This is a genomic window from Streptomyces sp. NPDC091282, from assembly GCF_044757385.1.
Classification (GTDB): domain Bacteria; phylum Actinomycetota; class Actinomycetes; order Streptomycetales; family Streptomycetaceae; genus Streptomyces; species Streptomyces gramineus.
Map to the genome: position 1 here is coordinate 105,651 of NZ_JBIVUX010000010.1, position 24,740 is coordinate 130,390.

Here is a 24,740-nt window from a genome sequence, read left to right on the forward strand (position 1 = left end):
CGAGGGGGCACAGGCACCCGTCGTGCCGAGGGAGCGCGTCTCGCGGGCTCCGGGGCGCGGCGCGGGGAGCACGAGAAGGGGAGGCCGTCGTCGTTTTCCCGGCGGTGCGGCGGGCACCCGGCCGGTGGACGGCCACAGGCCCCGGCCGTCGGCTTCCGCCGCGGCCGGACCGGCGGTTTGCGCCCGCGGGCGCGGACGAAGACGGGCCGAAAGGCGTCCGTGCGGGTCGGCGGCCCGGCTGGTGTCCGACCCCGATCCCCGACCGCGGGAAGGAGCGACGTGATCATGCCGACCGCGACGAAGAAGGCAACCGTCGACGCCCTGCTCACCGCCCACGGTCAGACCTACGCGCAGGAGGCGGGCGTGCGCCTGCGCGACACTCCCCAGCCTCTCTACCAGTTGCTGGTCCTCGCCCACCTGCTCAGCGCACGCATCAGGGCGTCCGTCGCCACGGACGCCGCCCGTGCGCTGTTCGACGACGGGATGCGCACCCCGAAGCGCATGAGCGACGCCACCTGGCAGCAGCGCGTGGACGCGCTCGGCAAGGGGCACTACCGCCGGTACGACGAGCGCACCGCCACTCAGCTCGGCGAAGCCGCCGACCAGCTGCTCGACCGGTACGGCGGCGATCTGCGCAGGCTCCGCAAGGCCGCGGGCGGCGACATCGGGGAATGCGGGCGCCTGCTGCGCGAACTGCCCGGCATCGGTCCCGCCGGATCGGACATCTTCCTGCGCGAGGCCCAGGGCGTCTGGCCCGAGGCCGCGCCCTACTTCGACGCCAAGGCGCTCCAGGGTGCCGCCCGCCTCGGCCTCCCGACGTCACCGGACGCCCTCGCCCGCCTGGCCGGAGCCGAAGACTTCCCGGCGCTCGCGGCGGGCCTGGTGCGATCCGCCCTCGACCGCCGGGTCGCGGAGGACGTCACCGCGCGGGCCGACCGCTGACGGCACCGGACGACGCGGAGGGAACGGCGCCTATGCACGGTCCCGGAGCGGGTACCCGGCCGCGGCGACGGACCGGCCCACGGCACGGGCCGCCACCCCGGCGCCCTGCCCGGCCCCTCCCCCGCGCCGTGGCCACCGCCACCGTCACCGCCGCTGCCACCGCCCTCAGCACATCAGGAAAGGTCGTCGAACATGTCGAAGAAGGTCTCCGACAAGATCCTTGAGCGTCTGCGCGAATGGGGCGTGGAGCACGTCTTCGCCTATCCCGGCGACGGGATCAACGGCCTGCTCGCGGCCTGGGGCCGCGCCGACGACAACCCCCGCTTCATCCAGGCCCGCCACGAGGAGATGTCCGCCTTCCAGGCCGTGGGCTACGCCAAGTTCTCCGGCAAGGTCGGTGTCTGCGCCGCCACTTCCGGCCCCGGCGCCATCCACCTCCTCAACGGCCTGTACGACGCCAAGCTCGACCACGTGCCCGTCGTCGCGATCGTCGGGCAGACCAACCGCAGCGCCATGGGCGGCTCCTACCAGCAGGAGGTCGACCTGCTGAGCCTCTACAAGGACGTCGCCTCGGACTTCTGCGAGATGGTGACCGTCCCCGAGCAGCTGCCCAACGTGCTGGACCGGGCCATGCGGACCGCGATGGCCCGCCGTTCGGTCACGGCCGTGATCGTCCCCGCCGACGTGCAGGAACTGGACTACTCCGCGCCCGGACACGCCTTCAAGATGGTCCCCTCCAGCCTCGGGGCGCCGCACTACGCGCCCGTGCCCGCCGACGAGGATCTCACCCGTGCCGCCGACGTCCTCAACGCCGGTGAGAAGGTGGCGATCCTCATCGGGCAGGGCGCCCGCGGAGCCCGCCAGGAGGTCATGGAGGTCGCCGACCGGCTCGGCGCCGGAGTGGCCAAGGCGCTGCTGGGCAAGGACGCCCTGGACGACGGCCTGCCGTACGTCACCGGCTCCATCGGTCTGCTGGGGACCCGTCCGTCGTACGAGCTCATGACCGGCTGCGACACCCTCCTTGTCATCGGCTCGTCGTTCCCGTACAGCCAGTTCCTCCCCGAGTTCGGCAAGGCACGGGCCGTGCAGATCGACATCGACCCGCACATGGTCGGGCTGCGCTACCCGTTCGAGGTCAACCTGGTCGGCGACGCCCGCGAGACGCTGAGGCGGCTACTGCCGCTGCTCGACCGGGTGGAGGACCGGGGCTGGCGGGAGAAGATCGAGAAGGACACCGCGCGCTGGTGGGAGGTCATGGAACGGCGCGCCGCCGTGGACGCCGACCCGGTCAACCCCGAGTACGTCGTGCACGCCCTGAACGACCTGCTGCCGGAGAACGTGATCCTCTCCGCCGACTCCGGGTCCGCCGCCAACTGGTACGCCCGGCACCTGAAGCTGCGCGGCGCCATGCGCGGTTCGCTGTCCGGCACGCTGGCCACCATGGGCCCCGGCGTGCCCTACGCCATCGGCGCCAAGTTCGCCCACGGCGACCGGCCCGCCGTCGCACTCGTCGGCGACGGTGCGATGCAGATGAACGGCATGGCCGAGCTGATCACCGTCGCCAAGTACTACCGGGAGTGGGAGGACCCGCGTCTCGTCGTCGCCGTCCTGAACAACCGGGACCTCAACCAGGTCACCTGGGAGATGCGCGCCATGGGCGGCGCCCCGCAGTTCGAGCCCTCCCAGTCCCTTCCCGACTTCCCCTACGCCGAGGCCGCCCGGCTGGCCGGCCTGGAGGGTCTGCGGGTCGAGAAGCCGGAGGACGTCCACAGCGCGTGGCAGACGGCGCTGGCCGCCGACCGGCCCTGTGTGCTGGACTTCGTGACCGACCCCGCGGTCCCGCCCATCCCGCCGCACGCCACCCTGGAGCAGATCGAGGCCGCGGCCTCCTCCGTGCTCAAGGGGGACAGCGACCGCGCGGGCATGGTGCGCCAGGGCTTCAAGGCCAAGATGCAGGAGTTCCTGCCGGGTCACCGCCACCGCGAGGACCGGCCCGGCACCGAGGACGGCGCGTGAGCGACACCCCGGGCGAGGGCGGTGCGGACACCACCGTCCGCACCGCCCTCGCCCGGTCTCCCCGCGAAGGCCGTTCCCCCGCCGTAGTCCGCCGTCGCCGGAGGTGGCCGCGGCGCGGTGCGCCCCCGGCCGTGGACCCGCGGCGTCTCAGCCCGCGTCCGGCAGCCGGACGGCGAGGACGCCGTCCGGTTCGGTCCTGGTCTCGAAGCGCGGCTGCGGCGCGGTCGCCGGCCCGCGCACCGGGGCGCCGTCCGACAGCCGGAACACGCTGCCGTGCCAGGGGCAGACCACGCAGCCGTCCGTGACGTCGCCCTCGGACAGCGGTCCCGACAGATGACTGCACCGGTCCGCCAGTACGTCGATGCCGCCGTTCTCGTCCCGGACGACCAGCAGGGACACCTCGCCGAGCATGCGCCGCTCGGGGACTCCCGGCCTCAGGGTGTCCACCGGGCCGAGCCGGTGCCAGCCCGGCTCCACCAGGTGGGCCACGGGCTCGGCCTTGTTGGGGCCCGCGGCCTGCCGGTAGGCGAGATGGCCGCCCACGAACCCGCCGACGCCCGCGCAGACCAGACCGCCGAGTCCGAGCGCCCGGCCGGTCAGCGGGCGCCGCCCCCGCACGACGAACGAGGCGCCGAAGAGCCACACGGCGCCGGCGTTGGCGGCCGCGTGCACCAGGCCGGTCCGCATCTGCTGCTCGTGCTGTTCCGCCCAGTCCGTCCATCCGGCCAGCCCCGCGGGCAGCGCCGCCAGCGTGCCCACCCCGACGAGGACGCGGGCGGACCGCCCGGCGCCGGGCACGAAGTCCAGGATCACGGACGACAGCCAGGCACCCATCGGCACCTGCACCAGCACCGGATGGAGCGGATGGCCGAGCTGACGGCCGTGCAGCACGTCGCGAAGCGGGCCGAGCGGCAGGACCCGTACGGCCATCCGCACGGGTGTCACGACGTGGTCGAGGGCCTTGGCGTTCTCCACCCGGTCGAGGAGACCGATGCAGGAGCGCAGCAGACGGGGCACGGAGGCGGCGGCCCGGACGGGCAGGGTCCGGTGCGGCGGGGCGGTGGTCATAGCTGCCGGTTCCCCTGCGCCATATCCGGCAAAACAGAACATGCGTGCCGTCACCTGAACGGCCATGCGCCCGGGCCTCTCGCGTCCCGACCGCACGGGTACGGCCGTCAGCGGCTCCCGGGCGGGACGTCCGCGACGGTGCCGTCGGCCAGGGCGATGCGGGCGGTGACGCTCTTGCCGGACGACTCCAGGCGGACCTGGAACGACTCGGCGACGGCCATGACGATCTCCAGGCCGTGCTGACCGACCCGGCCCGGATCTCCCGGCCGGGCGGCGGGGTGCAGGCGCACGCTGTCCCGCACGGTCACCTCCACCGTCCCGGCCGCCAGACCCAGCTCCATCCACAGGGGTCCGGGAGCGTACTTGCGGGCGTTGGTGACCAGTTCGCTCACCACGAGCCGGGTGAGGTCCACCGCTCGCGCCGACACCGTCACGCCCTGGTCGGTCCGGGCGCGGTCCAGGAAGTCCGCGGCGAGATGGCGTGCCTGGGCGATGCAGGAGTCGTCCTCTTCCAAGGGGAAGACGGTGGTCGCCGGACGGACACGTGATTCCTCGTCGCCGTCACTGTCGACAGACTGCACGCTTGGTCACCTTCGCTCCCCTTGCCCGCGGGCGTCCGCCACGTGCGCCGCGCCTCTTGTTCTTCTTACTCCAAGTGCCCAGTTCCACGAGCGCTGTTCCCCGTAGTATCTGCGGTGACTCCTCACACAGGAGTCGGCGGCCCAGCCGCTCCAGCGAACGCAGTCGAGGAATCGGTGACAGACGCCCATCCGGACCAGCGTGGCCAACTGACCGTCAGCGAATCCACCGTCGCCGGCATCCGGGTCGTCGCCCTGCGAGGCGAACTGGACCACACCACCCGAGACATCGCCCGGCGGGCACTGGCACCGGCGGCCGACGGCACCTCCTCGCGGACCGTCGCCGACCTCACCCGGCTGACCTTCATGGACTCGGCAGGCATCAACGCGCTCATCGCCGCCTACCGCGCGTCCGCGGACGCCCAGGGCTGGCTGCGCGTGGCCGGCGCCCAGCCGGCCGTCCTGCGTGTGCTGCAACTCGTCGGCATCGACGCCCTCATCCCCTGTCTCCCCACGGTGCGCGACGCGCTGGAGAACTGACCCCGACAGGGGTGCCGTAAGCTGCACAAGCCATATGTTGGCACATCAGTACGAAAACCGAAGGGGCGTCCACATGGCGAAGCCGGGCAACACCGTAGAGCTGGTGAGGCTCCTCTCCGACAAGGACCAGGACCTGGCCGCGGTGTGGGTCGCCGAGGTGACGCGGACGCTGGGCAGTCGCGTGAGCGCGGCCGAGGTCGACCGCGAGCTCCGCGAACTCTACGACGCCCTGGTGGCGGCGCTGCGCGAGGGCGCGTCCGACGTCCACTCGGAGCAGATGTACGAGGTCAGGGCGCTGCTGACCGAACTGTCACGGAACCGTGCCCGGCAGGGCTTCTCGCCGAGCGAGACCGCCGTCGGCGTCTTCGCCCTGAAGCAGGTGCTCGAACCGCTCCTGGCGGACGGCAGCACCGAGGAGATCCAGGCCTACCTGCGGCTCGGCCGCATCCTGGACGGCCTGGGACTGTTCACGATCGAGACCTACACGCAGACCCGCGAGGAACTGATCACCGCGCAGGCCGAACAGCTCCTGGAACTGTCCACGCCGGTCGTGCGGCTGTGGGACGGCGTGATCGCCGTACCGCTGGTCGGCACCCTGGACTCGGCGCGCACCCAGGTGGTGATGGAGAAGCTGCTGCAGGCTCTCGTCGACACCGGCTCCGAGCAGGCGATCATCGACATCACCGGCGTCCCGGCCGTGGACACCCAGGTCGCCCAGCACCTCCTCAAGACCATCGTCGCCGCCCGCCTGATGGGCGCCGAGTGCACCGTGTCCGGGATCAGCCCGCAGATCGCGCAGACCATCGTGGCGCTCGGCATCGAGTTCGACGGGATCGTGACGAAGGCCAGCCTCGCGGACGCCCTCAAGCTGGCCCTGCGCCGGTCCGGCGTGGACATGGTCACGCACCGGAGCGAGCAGCGATGAGCGAACGCATCCCGATCCTGCGGATCGGAGACGTCCTGCTGGTGTCCGTCCAGTCCGACCTGGAGGACCAGACCGTCCTGAACCTCCAGGAGGACCTGGCCGACCAGATCGTCGCCAGGTCGGCCGGCGGCGTCGTCATCGACATCAGCGCCCTGGAGATCGTCGACTCCTTCGTGGGCCGCATGCTGGCCACCATGGCCGCCATCTCCCGCATGCTCGACGCCCGTACCGTGGTCGTGGGCATGCGCCCGGCCGTGGCCATCACCCTGGTCGAGCTGGGCCTCTCGCTCGGCGGTGTCAGCACGGCCCTGGACCTGGAGAAGGGCCTGGCGAAGCTGCGGCGGCCGTCCGGTGCGGCTCCGCGATGACCGCGCCCTGGACGGCCGAAGAGGAGCTCCAGGTCCATCCGATCGCGCGCAGCGGCGACCTCGTCCAGGTCCGCCAGGTCATCCGGACGCTGTCCCAGCAGTGCGGTCTCTCCCTGGTCGACCAGACGAAGATGATCACCGCGGCCAGCGAACTCGCCCGTAACACGCTGATCTACGGCGGCGGCGGCACGGCCAGGACCGGCCTGGTCAGCGCGCGCGGCCGACGCGGTGTGGCGGCCGTGTTCGAGGACTCGGGACCCGGCATCCCCGACGTCGAGCAGGCGATGACGGACGGCTGGACATCGGGCAGCGGCCTGGGCCTGGGCCTCAGCGGCGCCCGTCGCCTCGTCGACGACTTCGAGCTGAACACCGTGCCCGGCGAGGGCACGTCCGTGACCATCGTCAAGTGGGTCCGGTGAGTACCGCGACCACGGTGGACGGCGAGGACGTGGCCTGGTTCCGGGACGACGAGTCGCTGGCACCGGCCGCCCGGGGCGCGGCGGCGACGCTCGCCCGGCGACTGGGACTCACCGGCCACCGCGGCGCCGAGGTCGCCCTCGCCGTCACCGAGGCCGCCACGAACCTGCAACGGCACGCCGAGGACGGCGCGCTGCTGCTGCGCGTGGTGCGCACCGGCGGCGAGGCCGGAGTCGAGTTCCTCACCATCGACTCGGGCCCCGGTATCACGGACATCAGCGCCGCCCTGAGCGACGGCACCTCCAGCGCCGGCACCCTCGGGATCGGACTGGGCGCCGTCGCCCGGCTGTCGGACCACTTCGACCTGCACTCCGTACCGGGCCGCGGCACGGTCATGACCGCGCAGTTCTGGCCCCGCACCGCCGAGAGCCGTGCCGTCCCCGCCGGCCCGCCGCCGGCGCCGGCCGCCGGTGTGACCAGGCCCATCAGCGGGGAGAGCGTGTGCGGGGACGCGTGGGCCACCCGTACCGTGCCCGCCGCGAGCGGACCGCCCGTCATCCTGGTCATGCTGTGCGACGGACTCGGTCACGGACCCCTCGCGGCCCGCGCCAGCCAGAACGCGGTCAAGGCCTTCCACGAGACGGACGACCTGACCCCGGAGGGCGTCCTCGACGCCGTGCACCGCGCCCTGCGCGGGACCCGCGGCGGAGCGGTCGCCGTGGCGCGGATCGAACCCGCCGCCGGCCGGGTGCTGTACTGCGGCATCGGCAACGTCAGCGGTTTCCTCATCGGCGGCAGCCGGCGCCGTGCTCTGCTCTCGGCTCCCGGCATCGTCGGAGCGCAGATGCGGCGCCTGCGGACGTTCGAGGAACCGCTGCCGCGGCACGGCGCCCTGGTGATGCACTCCGACGGCCTGACCGAACGCTGGGACCACGAGACGCTGCCGGGCCTGCTCGGTCACTCACCGCTCGTCGTGGCCGGACACCTGCTCCGCGAAGCGGGCGTCCGACGGGACGACGCGAGTGTGGTGGTCGTCAAGGATGCCTGGTGACCGGTGACGAGTGAGGTGATCATGACACCCGACGGGCTTGAGCGGACTCCGGGCGGCCGCGCACGGGTCCCGGGTCCCGTGTCCGTCGCGACCGACCCGCCGACCCACTTCCGCCTGTTCTCCGCCCAGGACGTCTTCGGTCTGCGCCGCAGTGCTCAGCAGGCGGCCACGGCGGTGGCGCTGGACCGGCAGGACCAGGTCCGGCTGGCGACCGCGCTCAGCGAACTCGGACGGGACCGGCTCGGATGCGATGAGCTGGAGGTCACCTTCGGCCTGGACAGGGCCGACCGGCCCACCGCCCTCGTCGTCACGTTCTCCTGGAACGGCGGACCGCCGCCCGCCCAGGACACGCTCGACCTGGTCGCAAAGCTCGTGCAGGTCGACCACCAGGCCGGCACCCCGGTCAGCCGTGTCGTCATCACGCAGCCGCTCCCCGCCGAGGACACGAAGCCGGACGAGCTGCGCAACCGGCTGGCCGACGCCCTCCATGGCGGCACCCGGACCACCGAGGCGGACCATCTCCGCGCCCAGACACGGGACTTGATCGCCACCCTGGAGGAGACCCGCGCCCAGCGCGAGGAACTCCGCCGGCTCAACGAAGAGCTGGAGGAGACCAACCGCGGAGTGCTCGCCCTGTACTCGGAGCTGACCCAGGAGCTCGAGACCACCAACAGCGGTGTGCTGGCGCTCCACTCCGAACTGGAGGACAAGCGCCACCAGTTGCAGGAGGCCAGCGAGGCGAAGACCCGGTTCTGGACGAACATCAGCCACGAACTGCGCACCCCCGTCAACTCCGTGGTCGCCCTGTCCAGACTGCTGCTGGCCCCCGGCTCCCCGCCGCTCCTCGGTGAGCAGCTGGAACAGGTCGAACTCATCGCGTCCTCCGGCCAGTCGCTCCTGTCCCTCGTGAACGATCTCCTCGACGTCGCGAAGGCCGAGGCCGGCCATCTCGACATCCATCCGGAACCCGTCGACCTGCGCCTGCTCGTCACCCACCTCAGCCGGCTCCTCGTCAGCAGCCACGGCAGGGAGGGTGTCACGCTGGCCACGCCCGGCCTGGAGGACCTCCCGACCCTGGTGACCGACGAGACACTCCTGGTCCGGATCCTGCGCAACGTCCTGTCCAACGCCCTGAAGTTCACCGAGCGGGGCGAGGTGAACCTGACCGTCACCGCGGACCCCGAACCCTCCGCCCCCGCGGTCCTGTTCACCGTCACGGACACCGGCATCGGGATACCTCCCGAGGAGACCGACCGGGTCTTCGAGGCGTTCTACCAGGTCCGCGGCCCGCTGCAGAGCAGGCGGCCCGGCACCGGACTGGGCCTGCCCTACGCCCGTACCCTCACCGAACTCCTCGGCGGTTCCCTCACCCTCACCAGCCAGGCCGGAGCCGGTACCCGGGTACGGATACGGCTGCCGGACCTCGGTCACGCGTACCCGAAGCAACCAGAGGCGGGAGGATCGAGCCGTGACCGGTAGAGCCGAGGACCTGCTGCCCGCGACCGTGCTCGTCATCGACGACAACGAGACGAACCGCTACCTCCTCACCAGCTGGCTGCAGCGCGCGGGACACACCGTCACCGCCGTCGAGACCGGCCGGCAGGGCCTCGACCGGCTGGACTCCACGTCCGCCGACGCGCTCCCGGACCTCGCGATCATCGACGTCCTCCTCCCCGACATGAGCGGCTTCGAGGTCAGCGAACAGCTCAAGGGGTCTTTGCGGACGGCCCATCTGCCGATCATCCAGATCTCCGCGGCCGCCATGAGCCCCGACGACCACGCCGAGGGCCTGCGGCGCGGCGCCGACGCCTATCTCGACCAGCCGATCGATCCCGGTGAACTCCTCGCCACCGTCACCGCCACCCTGCGCTACGCCCGGGCCCGCCGACGCGCCGAACGGCTCGCGCAGCGCCTGTTCGCGCTGAACAGCGCCACGCTGAACGTGTACAGCGCCGTCGGCTTCCACTCCTTCGCCTCCGCGGCGACCGGCGGAGCGGCCGCCGTCCTCGCCAGTCCGGCCACCGCCGTGTTCCTCTCGCCGCACGGGCAGGCGGTGCACAGCGCCGTCGACGGCCCCGAGGACACCGTCGGCACCCACCCGGTCCCTCCCGGCCTGCTGGACCAACTGGCGGCCCGCTGCCTGCCGGAGGAGACCGGTGTCGCGATCACCCGCCTCCCGGCCGGCCAGTGGCGTGCCCTGCTGCCCGCCGACCGCCTCCGGGGCGACGTCGCCCTCGCGGTCGCCCGGACCAAGCGCGGCCGTCCGCCGGTCTGTCTCGCCGTACCCGCCGCAGCCCTGCACGGCACCGACGACGAGCAGTTCTTCCAGCAGCTCGCCAACTCCAGCGCGCTCGCGCTCGAAGCCCTGCGCACCTACAACGAGGAACACGCCCTGGGCCTCGCCCTGCAACGCTCCTTCCTCCCCAAGGAGATGCCGACCGTCCCGGGCGTCGAACTCGCCTTCCGCTACCTGCCCGCGTCCGAACACGCCGAGATCGGCGGCGACTTCTACGAGGCGGTGCCGACGGTCAACGGTCTGCTGCTCGCCATCGGGGACGTCGTCGGCCATTCGCTGGTCGCCGCCACCGTCATGGGCGAGGTCCGCCACGCCCTGCGCGCCTACGCCATCGAGGGCCACCCCCCGCACCACATCCTGCAACGGCTCGAAACGCTGCTGTGCCAGTCCCAGCCCGGCATCACGGTCACCCTCTGCCTCGCCCTCATCACCCCCGACCACCACCTGCACATCGCCAACGCCGGCCACATCCCGCCGCTGGTCATCGACCCGCGGGACGGCCCGCGCTTCCACCACCCGCACGGGCCCCTGCTGGGTCTGGGCCTCCCCCATCCGCCGCCCGCCGTCCTCCCGGCCCCGCCCGGAACCCGGCTGCTCATGGTGACGGACGGCCTCATCGAGGTGCGCCACGCCACCCTCGACACCAGCCTCACCGAACTCAGCGACACCGTGGCCGCCGGACCGACCGGCCTGGAAGACATGTGCGACCTGCTGCTCGACCGCTTCGGACAGAACAAGGACGACGACATCGCCCTGATCACGGCGTCACTCGGGTGAGAAGGCCGAGGATCCGGGCACGGCGCCGTCCGATGAGCTGACGGCGCGTCACGCCACCCGTCGTGCGGCGTAGGAGGGGTTCCGCGGGATACCCGGCACGCATGCACAGGCTTCGTATTCCACGGCGGACGGCAGACCGGAACACCGGCGAGGACACGGCACACCCGATACCGACGCCCGAGGAAGCGGGGCCCGGAGCCGACGTGGAACGGCGGGCGCCGGACGCGCCGACGAAACTCCCCCGACGGGCCTGGGCCGCCGTCTTCAAGGGCTCCCTGCGCGAGTTCGGGGCGGACGAGCTGACCGATCGCGCCGCGGCCCTGACGTACTACGGCGTACTGTCGATGTTCCCGGGCCTGCTGGTGGTCGTCTCCCTGCTGGGGTTCGCGGGCGGGTCGACCGTCGACGCGGTCCTGCGCACGGTACGGCCGCTGGCACCGGGAGCGGCGCGGGACATCGTCACCGAGGCCGTGGAGGAATTGCGGGGCAAGGCCGGTGCCGGGTCCGTCATGGCGGTCGTCGGTCTGGTGCTGGCCCTCTGGTCGGCCTCCGGCTACGTGGCGGCGTTCATCCGGGCCGCGAACACGGTCTACGACATGCCGGAGGGCCGCCCGCTGTGGAAGATCCTCCCCCTGCGCGTCCTGCTCACCCTGGCGTTGATGGTGATGGCGGCGGCCGGTGCGCTCATCGTGGTCTTCACCGGCGGCCTCGCCCGCCGGGCCGGCGCGACCCTCGGACTCGGCGACGGCGTACTCACGGTCTGGTCGATCGCCAAGTGGCCTGCGCTCGTGCTCCTGGTCACGCTGATGATCGCCGTCCTCTACTGGGCGAGCCCGAACGCCAAGGTCCGGGGCTTCCGCTGGATCACGCCGGGCAGCGTCGTCGCCCTGCTGATCTGGCTGACCGCCTCCGCCGGGTTCGGGATCTACGTCGCGGGCTTCGCCTCGTACAACAAGACCTACGGGACCATGGCGGGCGTCGTCGTGTTCCTCGTCTGGCTGTGGATCAGCAACCTGGCCATCCTGCTGGGCCTGGAGTTCGACGCGGAGACCGCACGCCAACGGGCCGTCGCGGGCGGCCTGCCACGCGACACGGAGCCCTACACCGAGCCCCGTTCCACCCGGACCTGGGACGAGGCCGACGTACGCAGGCTGGACGAGGCATCGCCCTCCCCCGCCGACACCGCCGGCGACGACTGTCCTGAAACCGGCTGATCGGGGTACTCGCGCGAACGTCACACCGCCGGGCACGACAGGCCCGACGGGCGGGAACGGAAGAGGAGGTGAACGCCGTGTCGAGCACAGAGCCGTACCAGGCCTCGACGAGCCCGGGCACGGAGCGCCCCGGCCAGGAGCCGGTCGGCGAACTGGTGCAGCGGGCCTCGCAGCAGCTGACCGAGCTGGTCCGCGGCGAACTGAGGCTGGCGCAGGCCGAGATCAAGGAAAAGGGCAGGCACTACGGCAAAGGGGGCGGCCTGTTCGGCGGCGCCGGTGTCGTCGGCTTGCTGACGCTCCAGGCGCTGGTGGCCACCGTCATCGCCGCGCTCGCGTTGGTGCTGCCGGTCTGGGCCGCCGGGCTGATCATCACGGCCGTACTCGGCGTGACCACCGCGGCGCTCGCCCGGAGCGGAAAGAAGCAGATCGGGCAGGCGGCACCGCCCGCGCCCGAGCAGACGGTCGAAAACGTGAAGGCCGACGTGGCCACGATCAAGGAGAGTGCGCACCGATGACCCAGCCGCCCCACGACGAACCCACCGCTTCCACTCCCGAGGAGCTCCGCGAGCAGGTCGAGCAGACCCGTGCCGAGCTGGGAGAGACGGTCGAGGCCCTCGCGGCGAAGACCGACGTCAAGGCGCGCGCCCGGCAGAAGGGCGCCGAGGTCAAGGAACAGGCGGCGGAGCGGGCCCAGGTGGTGAAGGAGCAGGCCGCGGACCGGGCCCACGTGGTCAAGGAACAGGCCGCCGCGAAGGCCGAACAGGTCAAGGCCAAGGCCGCCGACCTCGCGCACCAGGCCCAGGACCGGCTGCCCGACCCCGTCACCGACAAGGCCGCGCGAGGAGCACGTCTGGCCCAGGACAACCGCAAGGTGCTGTGGGCGATAGCGGGTACCACCGTCGTGCTGTGGGCGATCCTCCGTCGTTCGAAGAGGTGAGCGGCGTGAAGGCTTCGAAGATCGCTTACAAGCCGGTGGGGCTGGCTCTCGGTGTGGCCGGCGGCCTGGCCGCGGGGGCCCTGTTCCGGCAGACCTGGAAAGTGCTCGGCCACGACGAGGACGCTCCGAAGGCCACCGACGAGTACCGGTCCTGGAACGAGGTGCTGACCGCCGCCGCGCTCCAGGGCGCCATATTCGCGGTGGTCAAGGCGGCCGTCGCCCGTGGCGGCGCCACCGGCGTCCGCGGCCTCACGGGCACCTGGCCCGGCTGACACGGACGGGAGACACCCCGGCACCGCGACGCGGCGGTAACCCGCCTGCGTCCGGTGCCGGGGTGTCTCCCGTCCCCGCCGCGGCCGGCGGCGCCGGACGGTAAGGAGTGCGGGGGAAAGGTGTGCGGTCCGGGCGGTGGTGTCACTGCCCGCCGAGTGCTTCGGCGCGGACGCGGGCGCAACTGCTGGTGATGAGGCGGGAGACGTGCATCTGGGAGAGGCCCAGGCTCTCCGCGATGCGGCTCTGCGTCATGTCCTCGAAGAAGCGCATGTAGAGGATGGCGCGTTCCCGTTCGGGGAGCCGGCGCAGCCCTTGCTTGGCCGCCTCCCGGTCGATGACGGTGTCGAAGGAGCCGTCGGCGCCGCCGAAGGTGTCGGCGAGGCTGTATCCGTCGTCGCCGGCGGAGAGTTCGGCGTCCAGCGACAGGGTGCTGAAGCTCTCCAGCGCCTCCAGACCGGCGCTGACCTCGTCCTCCGTCAGCCCGGTGTGGGCGGCGAGGTCGGCCACGGTGGGCTCGGCGGAACCCGGGTTCTCGGTGAGTTCGCGGCGGGCGACCCGGACCCGGTTGCGGTATTCCTGGACCCGGCGGGGGACCCGAAGCGCCCACATGCGGTCGCGGAAGTGCCGCTTGACCTCGCCGGTGATGGTGGGCACCGCGTAGCTCTCGAAGGCGCCGCGGGAGGGGTCGAAGCGGTCGACGGCCTTGACCAGGCCGAGCGCGGCAACCTGACGCAGGTCCTCGATGTTCTCGCCGCGGTCACGGAAACGCCCGGCGATGCGGTGCGCCATCGGCAGCCAGGCGGCCACCAGTTCGTCGCGCAGGGCGTCCCGCTCGGGGCCCTCGCCGAGGTCGGCGAGCCGGGCGAAGACGGCGGCGGTGTCGGGGGCGTCGTCGTGCGAGCGGCGGGACGGGGTGTGCGTGCTGCGGCCGGGCGCGGTGTTGATCGGCATGCGGATTCGCTCCTGGACGGTTCCAGAAGACCCGGAACTCGGTTCCGGGAATCTCCTGACTTCTTCTCGGGGGAGTCGCCGCAGCGGAGTGAGACGCCGGCACCGGAGGGCGCCGACAGCTCGGAAGACGTTCCCGCTGGGCAGGCGCCTCCGGTCCGAAGCGCTGGCCACCCGTCTGCCCCCGGCCATGGGCCGCAAACCCGGTACTCCGAATACCTCGGACAGTCCTGTGCGACACCCGTGCGCAACGCCCCTGAGCTGCGGTGCGGGCACTTCGGCCGCACTCTGGGGAAGAGGCCGCACAGACGTGAAGGAGTGCTGTCGTGACACGCAGGCACAAGGCGGGCAAGGACCTGAAGAAGGACGACAAGGTGACGTGGGAGAGCCACGGCGGGCACGCCGAGGGGAAGGTCGAGAAGAAGATCACCGATCGTGTGGAGGCCGCCGGCCGCACCGTGGACGCGTCGGCGGACGAGCCGCAGTACCAGGTGCGGAGCGACAAGTCCGGCCGGTCCGCGGTGCACAAGCCGTCCAGCCTGAAGAAGAAGTGAGCCGGCACGCCCGGCCGGAACGGGGCGTGCGGCGACGGGACACGCAGTCGACGCGTCCATGAGGCATGGCCGCTGCCGATCGGGCAACGCGGCAGGGGTGACACGTAGACGGGCCAAGGGCACGGACGCCGAGGAGCCGTACGGCACCGAACGGGACGTGTACCGGCCGGGTCACGAGTTCCTGGTGCCGTCGATGGCGCCGTGCCCGGTGCCGGAGACGCCGCCGCGCGTGCGGATCGGCGGGCCGGACTGCGGCCGTCCGTACGACATGGCGCTCCTGAACGTCTCGGCGATGAGCTTCGGCTCGCTCTCCGCCAACGCCGTGCTCGCGCTCAACGGTGGCGCGGCCGCGGGAGGTTTCGCCCAGGACACCGGTGAGGGCGGTCTCTCCGAGTACCACCTCCGTCCGGGCGGCGACCTCATCTGGGAGATCGGCACCGGCTACTTCGGCTGCCGTACCGACACCGGCGACTTCGACGCGGCCGAGTTCGCCGGGAAGGCCGCCCACGACCAGGTCAAGTGCGTGTCCCTGAAGCTGTCGCAGGGCGCCAAGCCCGGTATCGGCGGTGTCCTGCCCGGCGCCAAGGTGAACGCGGAGATCGCCGGCGTCCGTGACGTACCCGAAGGGCGGACGGTGGTCTCACCGCCGTACCACCGGGTGTTCTCCACTCCGCGCGGGCGATGATGTTCGCCGTCGGCTGCATCCAGGCCCAGAAGTGCCATACGAACAAGTGCCCCACCGGCGTCACGACCCAGGACCCCCGCCGCGCCCGCGCCCTGAACGTTCCCGACAAGACGGCACGCGTGCGGCGCTTCCAGGAGGCGACCGTGGCGAGCGCCTTGCAGATCATGGCGTCCATGGGAGTCACCGATCCCGGCCGGCTCGCCCCGCACATGCTCCGCCGACGGGTGGACCCCAGCACCGAGCGCTCCTTCGCGGAACTCTACGAGTGGCTCGCGCCGGGAGAACTGCTCGCCGCTTCCCCGGCCTCCTGGGCGGTGGACTTGGCGCGGCGGATCTTGTCCTCCGTGAGATCCAACCGGTCGGCTCGCGCACCGAGGCAGGTGTGTGGCGGCGGTCAGTCCTCGCCGCGTACGACGTTCCAGTCGTCGTCCCGCCGCGTGCCCAGCGGTTCGTGGTCCAGCGTCGCGCGCAGGCAGGTGCGTACGCCTCCTCGCCCGCGCAGCCGACGTGCCCTCGCCCAGCCCGTCTCGGGTCGGCGAACGACGGTCGTACCGAGGGTTTCCGCAGTCACGGCGGCTCAACTTCCTTCCGGATGGGTCTGGTCGAGGTCCGTGGCATCCCGCCCGTCCTCGACGTCCGTCCCGTGCCGGGTGTCCAACGGGCCGTGCGGGAAACCCGATTCGCCCCGGCTGAGACCCGGTCCTCACGAAATCGCCGGAGTCACGGCGTCCTGCTCGCGCAGCGCGGTTACTCCCCCGCGCCAGGCTCCGAGGATCCTGTCGGCGAGCCGGTTCTCCAGCCAGGTCGTCGCGCGGATGCCGAACACGATGTCCGTGTCGAGGTGCGGTTCGCACTCCAGCAGTCCGCCGACGACGTCGTGGCGTACGACCTGTTCGTGCACGGCGTCCGCCTCCACGTGCTCGGTGTAGAACCGTACGGCCGCGGGGCCCGCGCCGGCGCGGCGCATCGCCTCGGCGAGGCGGCGCGAGGCCGGGGACGAGGTCACCTCCACGGCGGCGAAGTGCCCGACGAGCGCGGCCCGCAGCGAGCGGTGCAGACCGAGCAGGGACATCAGGTTGACGGTGGCGAGCGCTTCGGCGGGAGCGGCGTCCACGTACCGGCCGTAGGCGGTGTCCAGGCCGAGGTCCGCCATGAGGGCGGCGAAGAGTTCCGCGTGGATCTCGTCGGCGCGGCCGGCGCCGAACTCGTCGTACTCGACGGCGACCATGGCCGCCTTGGCGCGCCCGCGCAGCCGTGGGATCACCCAGGCGTGCGGATCGGCCTCCTTGAGGTGATAGAGCGAGCGCAGTGCGGCGTACTCCCTCAGGTGCGGGAGGGAGCCTTCCGCCTGGAGGTAGTGCGAGACGCTGTCTCCGGGATCGGCGGCCGGTTCGATCTGGAGTGCGTCGAGGGCCCGCTCGGCGGTGTCGGTGTCCACGTCGACCGGTACGTCGGCGTGGAGCGCGCTCAGGAAGCGGTCCTCCAGCGCATGGCGGACCGCCAGCAGCCCGCTGTCCCATTCCAGGTCGTCGGGTACGGCGTCGAAGCCCCGGTAGTGCAGTTCGTAGAGGGCGTAGAGCGCGAGTTGGAGGTCGTCACCGTAGGGCGACGAGTGCGCCGTGGACGGCACGGCCGCCGGGGCGGCGCCGCGCAGGGCGTCGAGTACGGCGCAGGAGAGCGGGCCGCGGGGCCCGGGCAGTGGGGGCGCGGGGCTGCGGGTCATGCCGCACCGCCTTCCTGCGGTCGCCTGCCGCGGCAGCGATGACTGGTGTCGCACCAGGGGAAGATCCGGCTGCGGCGGCAGGTGCAGACGGCCACCGCGAACCGCTTCGACGCGGTCACCTCGCCGTCCTCGCCCACGACCTCGACCGGACCCTCGACGAGGAGCGGACCGTCGCGCTGGACGCGGATGCGGCAGGGGCGCTCAGGTGTGTTCGGCACGGATCACCACCAGTTCCTCCGTCGTGCCGTCGTGGGTCAGCCCGCGTGCGCGCAGCCAGTCCAGGCGGGAGCGCAGCACCTGTCCGAACGGCAGCCGGGCCCGGTCGACCACGCGGGCGTGCAGACCGGCCGCCGCCAGCCGGGCGAGGGTGGTGCCGGTGCCGCACAGGTGCGAGTGCACGATCAGCAGCGTTCCCGCCGGCCGCAGGACTCTCGGTGCCGCGTCGCAGATGCGGTCGATCAGGACGCGGCCGTCCGCGCCGGCGTCCCACGCCCGGGCGGCTCCCCTGGACGGCACGCCGCCCGGTGCGGGCACGTAGGGCGGGTTGGCGATCACCAGGTCGAAGCGGCGTCCGCCGGGCAGGGCCGTCGTCAGGTCGCCGTGCCGCACGCGCAGGCGCTCTCCGTTGAGCAGGGCGTTGATCCACGTGACGGCGACGGCACGCCAGGAGATGTCGACCGCGGTGACCCGGCCGCCGAGCCGGGCCGCCTCCATGGCGAGCATGCCGCTTCCGGTGCCCAGGTCCAGGACGTCCGTCTCGCCGGTGATGCGCTCCCGGCGCAGCGCCCGGCGCAGGAGCCGGGTGTCGGTCTGCGGTGCGTAGACACCGCTGGGCGCCCAGCAGCGGAGCGGCCGGGGAAGGGCGAAGGAGTCGGCGGTCACGGTGCCCTCCTCAGTCGGCCGTCCGCACGGGCCGTGCGGTCGGGGCGGACGTCCTGAGCGTGCGCTGGACGAGGATCGCTTTCACAGTGGCTCCGGTGTACGGGGGGCTGCCTGGTGGCGCCGGTGCGCCCGGCTCGGGCGCGCCGCCGGCGTCAGCATCGCCGTCCGGGTTTCCGGCCCGCGCCGACCGAAAACCCCATTTGTCACATAACAACCGCTTCGTCGGCTCGAAGGGGCGTTTCCCGGCCCGTCCGGCGGACACTCGCACCGGACGGGCCAGGATTCCGAACGGCGGTCGCCCGACACGCGACACCCCTGGTCAGGGCGCATCCTCCCGAGGGCGGAAGATCCGCGCACGGAGCGAGGGGCGCTCCTCGCAGGACAAGGAGACGGTGTCATGCCGACAGGATCGTCCTCGCACGTATCCGGATCCCTCGACGGTCTGTCCGCCGTGATCACCGGCGGCTCCCGCGGCCTCGGCCTCCTCGTCGCCGACGAGCTGATGGGCCGCGGCTGTCGTGTCACGCTCGCCGCGCGGGACCCCGCCGAACTCGACCGGGCCGGCGCACTGCTGCGGCAGCGGCATCCCGCCGGAACCGTCCGCACCGACGTGACCGACGTGCGGGACCAACGGGCCGTCGCCGAGTTGTTCCGGCGGACCGCGGCGGCCTGCGGCAGCGTGGACATCGTGATCGCCAACGCGGGCATCATCCAAGTCGCCCCGGCCGAGACCGTCGGCGCGGCCGGGTTCGGCGACGCGATGGCCACCATCTTCGACGGAGCCCTCCACACCAGCCTCGAAGCCCTCCCCCACCTGCGCGAGAGCACCGCCGGCGGCAGGCTGGCCCTGATCGGCTCGGTCGGCGGCCTGCTGGCCGTGCCGCACCTGCTGCCGTACTCCTGCGCGAAGGCCGCCGTAGGGGCGCTGGCCGAAGGGCTGCAGGAGGAGGCGGCACGGGACGGCGTGTCCGTGACCGCCGTGCATCCGGGCCTGATGCGCACCGGCTCGCATCTGCACGCCGTGTTCGGCGGCGACCGGCGAGGCGAGTTCGCGTGGTTCTCGGCTCTCGCGGGCACCCCGCTGATATCGATGGACGCGCGCCGCGCGGCGGAGCGCATCGTCACGGCCGTTCAGCGCCGCCGCCTCCGGCTGGTCCTCACCCCGGCCGCCCGCGTGGCCGACAAGGCCCACGGCCTCGCCCCGGTCCTCACGACACGGCTCAGCCGCGCGGCGACCGCGCTGCTGCCGACCGCCGCGGGCGAACCGGAACCGAGCCCGGGCATCGACGTCGAGCCGGCCGCGCCGCGCACCCTCGGGGAGCGTCTGCGGTCCGCGGGCAGTGCGCTGAACGACCGGGCGGCACGCGCCTACAACGAACGCCACCGCATCGCAGCGGAGCGCCACCGGGCGTGAGAGCACGGCCGGTTGCCGTCCCGGCAGCCGGTCGGCCGCGTGCCGTGCGAGCCGTACGTGCACGCAGGACACCCATCTCATGCATGAGAAGCGCGCGACTGGACAACTGGATCACAAGTCAGTCGAGGACAGCGGGCCGTTCGAGGCCAGGGTGGAGCAGGCGTCATGCCGCGAGCACGTGAAGATGCCCGTCTCCGGCATCCGCGGCACCAACGGCGGGGAGAGGCCCGGCTGCCCGGAGTGGCCGCGACCCTCACCGCCATCGCGCTGTACCTGTTCCTCCCCCAGCAACTCCTGGTCGCGCCCCGATTCGTGCTGCCCGCCCTGGAGTTCCTGCTGCTCGTCCCTCTCGTCGCGGTCAATCCGCGACGGCTCACGCGGCAGACACGCGCACTCCGGGTCATGTCGCTGACGCTGGTGGCCGTCATCGCGGCGAGCAACCTCCTCGCGCTGGGAACGCTGATCCACGAACTGGTCTCCGCCGAAGTGAAGGACGGGAGCGCGCTGTTGGTGGCCTCGCTGCAGATCTGGCTCACCAACATCCTCGTCTTCGGCCTGGCCTACTGGGAGCTGGACCGCGGTGGTCCGGTCAGCCGGACCCAAGTGCCGCGCGAGAGGCTGCCCCTGGCGGACTTCCGGTTCTCGCAGGACGAGAACCACGACGCCGTCCAGGAGGTCTCGGACGGCTCCAGCAAGTCGTCCGACTGGGTGCCCACGCTGATGGACTACCTCTACGTGTCGGTGACCAACTCCACGGCCTTCAGCCCCACGGACACCATGCCGCTCTCCTCACGCGCCAAGGTCCTGATGAGCGTGCAGAGTGTGGCCGCGCTGCTGACCTCGCTCCTGGTGATCGCCCGCGCGGTCAGCATCCTCCACTGAACCTCCCGCGCAGAGCGCCGGAGCAAGCGGGGAGGCGTCAGGCGGCTGCCACGGGGAACCCGTGCGGGCATCAGCCCCAGGACGCCGATGCCGATCAGGGCGGAGTGTCCCGGTGGCCCCGCTCACGGACGAATGAGGCGCTCACCGTGGAATTCCGCAATGACCCCGAGGACGTCGTGCTCTCGACGCACGAACGCCTCGTCCTGTGGCACATCGAAGCCAAGCTCGACGGCGACCAGCGTCTCGTACGACGCATGCGCCGCGCGGGCACCCGGCCCTGGCTGCCCCTGTCGGTGGCCGCCCTGACCTGCGCGTCCCTGATACTCCTGGTCCTCGGGATCCTCACCTCCAGCCTCGCGGTCCTGGCGGCCTTCGCCACCGTGTGGCCCCTCACCCTGCTGCTGGCCTTCCGGCTGCCGCGCCGTCCGACCGACGCCCAGGGCCACATCAGGTGGTCGTGACCGCCGTCCGGCGGTCCCTCGCGGTGCGCTGCTCCACGGATTCGCCGAGCAGGTTGCGGATGCGTCCTCGTGAGGGGGAACTCCAGCACGCGCCACTGGCTCAGCCGTCCACCCCGAGGCCGGCGGAGGACCGGCCCATCTCGATGGTGGTGGTCACCCGGGTGAGGGCGGGCCGGTGCGGGACCGAGCCGAAACCGAAGCGGACGGGAGGCTCGACCGGCGCGAGAGCGCCCAGGTCCTCGCCGTCGTAGGTACCCGACAGGTCACGGATCGAGAGCAGGTCCTGCGCGCCGTACCACTCCCTGCGGCCTCCCCCCGCGCTGCCGCGGGTCCGTACACCGGGCAGCAGTGTGCGGGCGATCCCGTCCGTGACCGCGGCCCACGCGGGGCGCCGGGCCAGTGGGCCGGGAACGGTGCGCAGCAGATGGCCGAGGAGGGTGCGGCGGCCGGTGGCGAAGTACAGGTGGAGCCCTCCGGCCGTGACCGTCCAGGTGCCGGCGAGGACGGTCACGTCGACCGGAAGGACACGTACCGTGTCGAAGTGGTAGGTGTCGCCCACGAATTCGGCCGTTCGCCGGGTCGGAGCGAGCAACAGCCGTTCTCCGTCGCTTCGTTCCAGCATCACGTCGCTGAACGGACCGAACGGCGACCGGGGCCAGTGGCCCAGCACGATGCGGGTTCCGGAGGTGGTGCCGAGGCCCGCGATCCAGCCGTCGAAGCACAGCCGGGGGCGGCGGGAGCCCGCTCGCAGCATCCGCTTCATGCGTTGGCCTTTCCGTCGTGGTCCCGGTCGAGGCCCCCCTTCGCGAGGCGACGGCGGCCTGGGCCGGGACCCCATGGGCCCCGCCCACCACGGAATATACGGCCGGACCCACCGCCGCCTCGTGAAGCCGGCGGTTACCGCTCGTGGCTGTCGTAGGGCCGTGTGATGATCTCCATGCCGTGTCCGGCCGGATCCATGAAGTACAGGCCGCGCCCGCCGTGGTGGTGGTTGATCTCTCCCGGCTGCTTCAGCCGCGGATCGGCGTAGTACGTGATCCCGGCCTGCCGGATGCGGTCGAAGGCCGCGTCGAACTCCTCGTCGGACACGAGGAACGCGTAGTGCTGCATGACGATCGACTCGGCCGGGACGGCGGCGAAGTCCAGGGTGACCCCGTTGCCCGTGGCCACGGGGACGAACGGGCCCCACTCGGTCCCGACCTCAAGTCCCAGGACGTGCGCCAGGAACCGGGCCGATTCCCGGTTGTCCCGGGCGTGGACGATGGTGTGATTCAACTCGACTGACATGTGTGGAATGCCTCCGCAAGGCAATCTCACGGGCACCTCCATGCCTCACCCGGCCGGTGACCGACACGCGATGCCGTGCGCGTGATCCTAAGCGCCGTTCGGCGGAGCTGTCAGCAGCGCGACGACCCGAGCCGGTGCGGGCCGGGGGAAGGTGACCCGACGGGGATGCCCTGCTCCGGTGGCGGGGCAGGGCATCCGGCCGAGGGGTCAGCCGATGTGGTAGACCGTGACGGTCACCGCTCCGTCCGGGCCGGGAACGGTGTAGGCGCCGGGGCCGTGGAAGGGTTCGCAGCCCTCGGCGAGGACGTCGTCGGCGTTGATTCCCGTGTCGTCCTCACCGACGTAGGCGCACACCTCGCTGATGGCGTGGTCGGCGTACCGGTGCGTGAAGCCGGACGCCGGGTAGCGGGGCACGGTGGGGGTGTTGATGTCCAGGTCCGGGTGCTCCCACAGGGTGGTCGCCCGGAGGTCACCGTCGGTCACGAAGACCCGGCCGTAGGGCTCGGGCAGGTCGTTGTCGTCCTTCTCCTGCGGGTTGGAGAACTCGATCGCGTAGGTGACGAGGCCACCGGGATACCGTGCCGGAACAGCGGACCGCGCCTGGGCCGTTCCGGCACTCACCCCACCGGCCAGCAGAACGGCCATCGAGGCGAGGGCCACCAGCCGGCCCATGGACGTCGAACGCATCCCTCTCTCCCTTCACTCGGTGCAGTCGTGCGACTACGCCGAGTACGTTAGGGAGTCGCGGCGCCCCCTGGACCGCTCCGCCCTCCAAACCGCCCGCGGGAGGGAGAGCGGAGCCCCGCGCCGACGGTGTCGCGCGAGCGCACGCGCGGCACCTGGCGCACACGGTCACGTGAGCGGGGTGCACGACCGGACGCCACGCACCGCGTGCGCGCTCGCGCGGTGCGTTCAGCCGGCCTCAGGGCCGTAGGCCGCGGCGATGGTCTCCGACGACGCCCACCGGCTGTAGGTCGGGGACTGCGGCCAGCCCTCCGGTGAGTCCTGCCACTCCTCCTGGCGTCCGTACGGCAGGAGGTCGATCAGCGCGAAGCTGTGGCTGAGCTGCTCGGTGCCCCGGCCGTCGGTGTGCCAGGTGCGGTAGACGGTGTCACCGTCACGGAGGAACACGTTGACCGCGAAGCCGCCGCCGGGCGGCGCGCCGACGTCCGTGCCGAACGGGCTGTTCGCCGTCGAGTACCACGTCATCCGGTTGCCGACCCGCTCCTTGTAGGCGAGCGCCTCCTTGATCGGGCCCTGGGTGACGATGACGAAGCGTGCGTCGTAGGCGTCGAGGAATTCCAGGCGGGTGTACTGGGAGGTGAACCCCGTGCAGCCCGGGCACTGCCATTCCTTGCCGCTGAACCACATGTGGTTGTAGACGATCAGCTGCCGACGGCCGTCGAAGACGTCCGCCAGCCGCACGGGGCCGTCCACGCCTTCGAGGGTGTAGTCGGGCATCTCGACCATCGGCAGACGGCGGCGCTCGGCGGCGATGGCGTCGAGCTCCCGCGTCGCGGCCTTCTCCCGGGTACGGAGTGCCTCCAGCCGGTTGTGCCAGGTCGCGGCGTCGACGACGGGGGGTAGCGCGTGGGCGGTCATGGTTGCCTCACAGATCTCGTGCGCGGTCGGGCTAGGGAAGAGGGCAGACTCCCCTGGCCCCCGGAACTCATCGCGCGTGGTCAGAGGCTGCTGAGAAGCGCGAGGCGTTCGGCGCCGGCCGAGCCCTGGTCGGCGTAGTAGACGACGATCAGCTGGCGGGCCTGCGGGCGCACCATCTTCTCGTAGTGCAGGTCGAGTTCGCCGACGAGCGGATGGTTCAGCCGGGTCAGGCCGGTGTCGCGGCGGCGGACCTCGCGGCGGGTCCACAGGGTGCGGAACCGCTCGCTGGCGACGGTGAGTTCACCGATGGTCTCCAGCAGCTCCGAGTCCGCGTCGTCGACGTCGATCATGGCGCGCAGCCCGGAGACGGCCTTCGCGGTCATGTCGTCCCACTGCGGGTAGAGGCCGCGCATCTCGGGTTCGAGGAAGGCGGCCCGCAGCGGGTTGTGGCCGACGGCGAAGAACGGGCACAGCAGGACGGCCAGCCGGTTCGCCGCGACGACCCGCCCGCCGGGCCCCTGCGCGTAGGCGGGCGTCTGCGGCCAGCTGTCCAGCAGGGGCTGCAGATCGCCCTGGTTCGTGCGGGCGCGGCTCCGTGTCCTGCGGGCGGGCGGGGCGGGATGGGCGAGGCGGTGCAGGTAGGCGACGGCGTCCTCGTCGAGCTGGAGGGCACCGGCCAGGGCGGCCAGGATCTGGTCGGAGGGGTTGAGGTTGCGGCCCTGTTCCAGGCGCAGGTAGTACTCGGGGCTGATGCCGGCGAGCTGTGCGACCTCCTCGCGCCGGAGTCCGGGGACCCGGCGCCGCTCGCCCGCGGGCAGTCCGGCCTGGCGCGGGCTGATCTGCCCGCGCCGGGCCCGCAGGAACTCACCCAGGGTGTCGGCCGTCTCGTGCGCCATGCTC

At 72.2% G+C, this 24,740-nt stretch carries 29 protein-coding genes and 1 pseudogene; 18 read left to right on the plus strand and 12 right to left on the minus strand.

What is annotated here, in order from left to right:
• Nucleotides 1-285: 285 nt before the first annotated feature.
• Both ACIQOE_RS35745 and ACIQOE_RS35750 read left to right on the plus strand, forming a co-directional pair.
• Nucleotides 286-942, plus strand: a complete 657-nt coding sequence (locus tag ACIQOE_RS35745) for an endonuclease (protein ID WP_401416015.1) — start codon at nt 286-288, stop codon at nt 940-942.
• 192 nt (nt 943-1,134) lie between these two features.
• Entirely contained in the window at nt 1,135-2,958 is a 1,824-nt protein-coding gene (locus tag ACIQOE_RS35750; protein ID WP_401416017.1) for a thiamine pyrophosphate-requiring protein, read from the plus strand.
• Nucleotides 2,959-3,105: 147 nt separating this feature from the next.
• Here the strand turns inward: ACIQOE_RS35750 and ACIQOE_RS35755 are convergent, their stop codons facing one another.
• Together ACIQOE_RS35755 and ACIQOE_RS35760 are read right to left on the minus strand one after the other, a co-directional pair.
• Entirely contained in the window at nt 3,106-4,026 is a 921-nt protein-coding gene (locus ACIQOE_RS35755; RefSeq protein ID WP_401416019.1) for a Rieske 2Fe-2S domain-containing protein, read from the minus strand.
• 107 nt (nt 4,027-4,133) lie between these two features.
• Nucleotides 4,134-4,607, minus strand: a complete 474-nt coding sequence (locus ACIQOE_RS35760; protein ID WP_401416022.1) for an ATP-binding protein — start codon at nt 4,605-4,607, stop codon at nt 4,134-4,136.
• A gap of 174 nt (nt 4,608-4,781) precedes the next feature.
• On the opposite strand from ACIQOE_RS35760, the gene ACIQOE_RS35765 reads away from it, so the two are divergent.
• From ACIQOE_RS35765 to ACIQOE_RS35815, 11 genes are all read left to right on the plus strand, one after another.
• Nucleotides 4,782-5,144: an STAS domain-containing protein gene (locus ACIQOE_RS35765; RefSeq protein ID WP_365572774.1), complete on the plus strand. Its 363-nt coding sequence runs from the start codon at nt 4,782-4,784 to the stop codon at nt 5,142-5,144.
• A 73-nt stretch (nt 5,145-5,217) separates the two neighbouring features.
• The gene (locus ACIQOE_RS35770) at nt 5,218-6,069 is read left to right on the plus strand and encodes an STAS domain-containing protein (RefSeq protein ID WP_365556058.1); all 852 of its coding nucleotides are present in this window, start codon (nt 5,218-5,220) and stop codon (nt 6,067-6,069) included.
• Nucleotides 6,066-6,437, plus strand: a complete 372-nt coding sequence (locus ACIQOE_RS35775) for an STAS domain-containing protein (protein ID WP_351324404.1) — start codon at nt 6,066-6,068, stop codon at nt 6,435-6,437. The genes ACIQOE_RS35770 and ACIQOE_RS35775 overlap by 4 nt, the downstream gene beginning before the upstream one ends.
• Nucleotides 6,434-6,856: an anti-sigma regulatory factor gene (locus ACIQOE_RS35780; protein WP_351939336.1), complete on the plus strand. Its 423-nt coding sequence runs from the start codon at nt 6,434-6,436 to the stop codon at nt 6,854-6,856. Before ACIQOE_RS35775 ends, ACIQOE_RS35780 begins: the two co-directional genes overlap by 4 nt.
• Complete coding sequence (locus tag ACIQOE_RS35785) at nt 6,844-7,905, plus strand: ATP-binding SpoIIE family protein phosphatase (protein WP_351324408.1); 1,062 nt, start codon at nt 6,844-6,846, stop codon at nt 7,903-7,905. The genes ACIQOE_RS35780 and ACIQOE_RS35785 overlap by 13 nt, the downstream gene beginning before the upstream one ends.
• A gap of 78 nt (nt 7,906-7,983) precedes the next feature.
• Complete coding sequence (locus tag ACIQOE_RS35790; protein ID WP_399008946.1) at nt 7,984-9,384, plus strand: sensor histidine kinase; 1,401 nt, start codon at nt 7,984-7,986, stop codon at nt 9,382-9,384.
• Entirely contained in the window at nt 9,374-10,978 is a 1,605-nt protein-coding gene (locus ACIQOE_RS35795; protein WP_365556063.1) for a fused response regulator/phosphatase, read from the plus strand. The genes ACIQOE_RS35790 and ACIQOE_RS35795 overlap by 11 nt, the downstream gene beginning before the upstream one ends.
• Nucleotides 10,979-11,079: 101 nt before the next feature.
• Entirely contained in the window at nt 11,080-12,192 is a 1,113-nt protein-coding gene (locus ACIQOE_RS35800) for a YihY/virulence factor BrkB family protein (RefSeq protein ID WP_399008947.1), read from the plus strand.
• 77 nt (nt 12,193-12,269) lie between these two features.
• The gene (locus ACIQOE_RS35805; protein ID WP_401416028.1) at nt 12,270-12,707 is read left to right on the plus strand and encodes a phage holin family protein; all 438 of its coding nucleotides are present in this window, start codon (nt 12,270-12,272) and stop codon (nt 12,705-12,707) included.
• Nucleotides 12,704-13,129, plus strand: a complete 426-nt coding sequence (locus ACIQOE_RS35810) for a DUF3618 domain-containing protein (RefSeq protein WP_365556064.1) — start codon at nt 12,704-12,706, stop codon at nt 13,127-13,129. The genes ACIQOE_RS35805 and ACIQOE_RS35810 overlap by 4 nt, the downstream gene beginning before the upstream one ends.
• Before the next feature lie 5 nt (nt 13,130-13,134).
• Complete coding sequence (locus ACIQOE_RS35815; protein WP_401416031.1) at nt 13,135-13,401, plus strand: DUF4235 domain-containing protein; 267 nt, start codon at nt 13,135-13,137, stop codon at nt 13,399-13,401.
• A gap of 142 nt (nt 13,402-13,543) precedes the next feature.
• On the opposite strand, the gene ACIQOE_RS35820 is transcribed toward ACIQOE_RS35815, so the two are convergent.
• Complete coding sequence (locus tag ACIQOE_RS35820) at nt 13,544-14,353, minus strand: SigB/SigF/SigG family RNA polymerase sigma factor (RefSeq protein ID WP_351324418.1); 810 nt, start codon at nt 14,351-14,353, stop codon at nt 13,544-13,546.
• Between the two features lie 323 nt (nt 14,354-14,676).
• Between ACIQOE_RS35820 and ACIQOE_RS35825 the strand changes: the two genes are divergently transcribed.
• The gene (locus ACIQOE_RS35825; protein WP_401416033.1) at nt 14,677-14,904 is read left to right on the plus strand and encodes a DUF2945 domain-containing protein; all 228 of its coding nucleotides are present in this window, start codon (nt 14,677-14,679) and stop codon (nt 14,902-14,904) included.
• 67 nt (nt 14,905-14,971) lie between these two features.
• A pseudogene (locus tag ACIQOE_RS35830) lies at nt 14,972-15,909 on the plus strand (glutamate synthase-related protein); the annotation flags it as partial.
• A gap of 74 nt (nt 15,910-15,983) precedes the next feature.
• Here the strand turns inward: ACIQOE_RS35830 and ACIQOE_RS35835 are convergent.
• The 4 genes from ACIQOE_RS35835 to ACIQOE_RS35850 all read right to left on the minus strand — a co-directional run bounded on the left by ACIQOE_RS35835 (nt 15,984) and on the right by ACIQOE_RS35850 (nt 18,194).
• Nucleotides 15,984-16,160: a hypothetical protein gene (locus ACIQOE_RS35835; protein WP_401416035.1), complete on the minus strand. Its 177-nt coding sequence runs from the start codon at nt 16,158-16,160 to the stop codon at nt 15,984-15,986.
• 132 nt (nt 16,161-16,292) lie between these two features.
• Nucleotides 16,293-17,312 carry an iron-containing redox enzyme family protein gene (locus ACIQOE_RS35840; RefSeq protein WP_401416037.1) on the minus strand — a complete coding sequence of 340 codons (1,020 nt, stop codon included), beginning with the start codon at nt 17,310-17,312 and terminating at the stop codon, nt 16,293-16,295.
• Nucleotides 17,309-17,530, minus strand: coding sequence for a CDGSH iron-sulfur domain-containing protein (locus ACIQOE_RS35845; protein WP_351324425.1), 222 nt, complete (start codon nt 17,528-17,530; stop codon nt 17,309-17,311). Before ACIQOE_RS35845 ends, ACIQOE_RS35840 begins: the two co-directional genes overlap by 4 nt.
• Nucleotides 17,514-18,194, minus strand: a complete 681-nt coding sequence (locus ACIQOE_RS35850) for a HemK2/MTQ2 family protein methyltransferase (RefSeq protein WP_401416040.1) — start codon at nt 18,192-18,194, stop codon at nt 17,514-17,516. The genes ACIQOE_RS35845 and ACIQOE_RS35850 overlap by 17 nt, the downstream gene beginning before the upstream one ends.
• Before the next feature lie 397 nt (nt 18,195-18,591).
• On the opposite strand from ACIQOE_RS35850, the gene ACIQOE_RS35855 reads away from it, so the two are divergent.
• The 3 genes from ACIQOE_RS35855 (at nt 18,592) to ACIQOE_RS35865 (ending at nt 20,951) form a co-directional block, all read left to right on the plus strand.
• Nucleotides 18,592-19,608 carry an SDR family NAD(P)-dependent oxidoreductase gene (locus ACIQOE_RS35855; RefSeq protein WP_401416043.1) on the plus strand — a complete coding sequence of 339 codons (1,017 nt, stop codon included), beginning with the start codon at nt 18,592-18,594 and terminating at the stop codon, nt 19,606-19,608.
• 165 nt (nt 19,609-19,773) lie between these two features.
• Nucleotides 19,774-20,490 carry a hypothetical protein gene (locus tag ACIQOE_RS35860; RefSeq protein ID WP_401416045.1) on the plus strand — a complete coding sequence of 239 codons (717 nt, stop codon included), beginning with the start codon at nt 19,774-19,776 and terminating at the stop codon, nt 20,488-20,490.
• 146 nt (nt 20,491-20,636) lie between these two features.
• Nucleotides 20,637-20,951 carry a DUF3040 domain-containing protein gene (locus ACIQOE_RS35865; protein WP_351324432.1) on the plus strand — a complete coding sequence of 105 codons (315 nt, stop codon included), beginning with the start codon at nt 20,637-20,639 and terminating at the stop codon, nt 20,949-20,951.
• Nucleotides 20,952-21,051: 100 nt separating this feature from the next.
• Here the strand turns inward: ACIQOE_RS35865 and ACIQOE_RS35870 are convergent, their stop codons facing one another.
• The 5 genes from ACIQOE_RS35870 to ACIQOE_RS35890 all read right to left on the minus strand — a co-directional run bounded on the left by ACIQOE_RS35870 (nt 21,052) and on the right by ACIQOE_RS35890 (nt 24,736).
• The gene (locus ACIQOE_RS35870) at nt 21,052-21,714 is read right to left on the minus strand and encodes a hypothetical protein (RefSeq protein WP_401416047.1); all 663 of its coding nucleotides are present in this window, start codon (nt 21,712-21,714) and stop codon (nt 21,052-21,054) included.
• Nucleotides 21,715-21,848: 134 nt separating this feature from the next.
• Entirely contained in the window at nt 21,849-22,238 is a 390-nt protein-coding gene (locus ACIQOE_RS35875) for a VOC family protein (protein ID WP_401416049.1), read from the minus strand.
• Nucleotides 22,239-22,445: 207 nt separating this feature from the next.
• Nucleotides 22,446-22,925, minus strand: coding sequence for a hypothetical protein (locus tag ACIQOE_RS35880; protein ID WP_351324437.1), 480 nt, complete (start codon nt 22,923-22,925; stop codon nt 22,446-22,448).
• A gap of 225 nt (nt 22,926-23,150) precedes the next feature.
• Nucleotides 23,151-23,840: a DUF899 domain-containing protein gene (locus ACIQOE_RS35885; RefSeq protein ID WP_401416052.1), complete on the minus strand. Its 690-nt coding sequence runs from the start codon at nt 23,838-23,840 to the stop codon at nt 23,151-23,153.
• 80 nt (nt 23,841-23,920) lie between these two features.
• Complete coding sequence (locus ACIQOE_RS35890; protein WP_351324440.1) at nt 23,921-24,736, minus strand: helix-turn-helix transcriptional regulator; 816 nt, start codon at nt 24,734-24,736, stop codon at nt 23,921-23,923.
• Nucleotides 24,737-24,740: the final 4 nt, after the last annotated feature.

Bases quoted from the DNA above. Each gene is read 5' to 3' on its own strand.
- ACIQOE_RS35745 (WP_401416015.1), top strand. From the start codon at position 286: ATGCCGACCGCGACGAAGAAGGCAACCGTCGACGCCCTGCTCACCGCC.
- ACIQOE_RS35750 (WP_401416017.1), top strand. From the start codon at position 1,135: ATGTCGAAGAAGGTCTCCGACAAGATCCTTGAGCGTCTGCGCGAATGG.
- ACIQOE_RS35755 (WP_401416019.1), bottom strand. From the start codon at position 4,026: ATGACCACCGCCCCGCCGCACCGGACCCTGCCCGTCCGGGCCGCCGCC.
- ACIQOE_RS35770 (WP_365556058.1), top strand. From the start codon at position 5,218: ATGGCGAAGCCGGGCAACACCGTAGAGCTGGTGAGGCTCCTCTCCGAC.
- ACIQOE_RS35775 (WP_351324404.1), top strand. From the start codon at position 6,066: ATGAGCGAACGCATCCCGATCCTGCGGATCGGAGACGTCCTGCTGGTG.
- ACIQOE_RS35780 (WP_351939336.1), top strand. From the start codon at position 6,434: ATGACCGCGCCCTGGACGGCCGAAGAGGAGCTCCAGGTCCATCCGATC.
- ACIQOE_RS35800 (WP_399008947.1), top strand. From the start codon at position 11,080: ATGCACAGGCTTCGTATTCCACGGCGGACGGCAGACCGGAACACCGGC.
- ACIQOE_RS35810 (WP_365556064.1), top strand. From the start codon at position 12,704: ATGACCCAGCCGCCCCACGACGAACCCACCGCTTCCACTCCCGAGGAG.
- ACIQOE_RS35820 (WP_351324418.1), bottom strand. From the start codon at position 14,353: ATGCCGATCAACACCGCGCCCGGCCGCAGCACGCACACCCCGTCCCGC.
- ACIQOE_RS35840 (WP_401416037.1), bottom strand. From the start codon at position 17,312: ATGACCCGCAGCCCCGCGCCCCCACTGCCCGGGCCCCGCGGCCCGCTC.
- ACIQOE_RS35855 (WP_401416043.1), top strand. From the start codon at position 18,592: ATGCCGACAGGATCGTCCTCGCACGTATCCGGATCCCTCGACGGTCTG.
- ACIQOE_RS35860 (WP_401416045.1), top strand. From the start codon at position 19,774: ATGCCGCGAGCACGTGAAGATGCCCGTCTCCGGCATCCGCGGCACCAA.
- ACIQOE_RS35870 (WP_401416047.1), bottom strand. From the start codon at position 21,714: ATGAAGCGGATGCTGCGAGCGGGCTCCCGCCGCCCCCGGCTGTGCTTC.
- ACIQOE_RS35875 (WP_401416049.1), bottom strand. From the start codon at position 22,238: ATGTCAGTCGAGTTGAATCACACCATCGTCCACGCCCGGGACAACCGG.
- ACIQOE_RS35880 (WP_351324437.1), bottom strand. From the start codon at position 22,925: ATGCGTTCGACGTCCATGGGCCGGCTGGTGGCCCTCGCCTCGATGGCC.
- ACIQOE_RS35885 (WP_401416052.1), bottom strand. From the start codon at position 23,840: ATGACCGCCCACGCGCTACCCCCCGTCGTCGACGCCGCGACCTGGCAC.
- ACIQOE_RS35890 (WP_351324440.1), bottom strand. From the start codon at position 24,736: ATGGCGCACGAGACGGCCGACACCCTGGGTGAGTTCCTGCGGGCCCGG.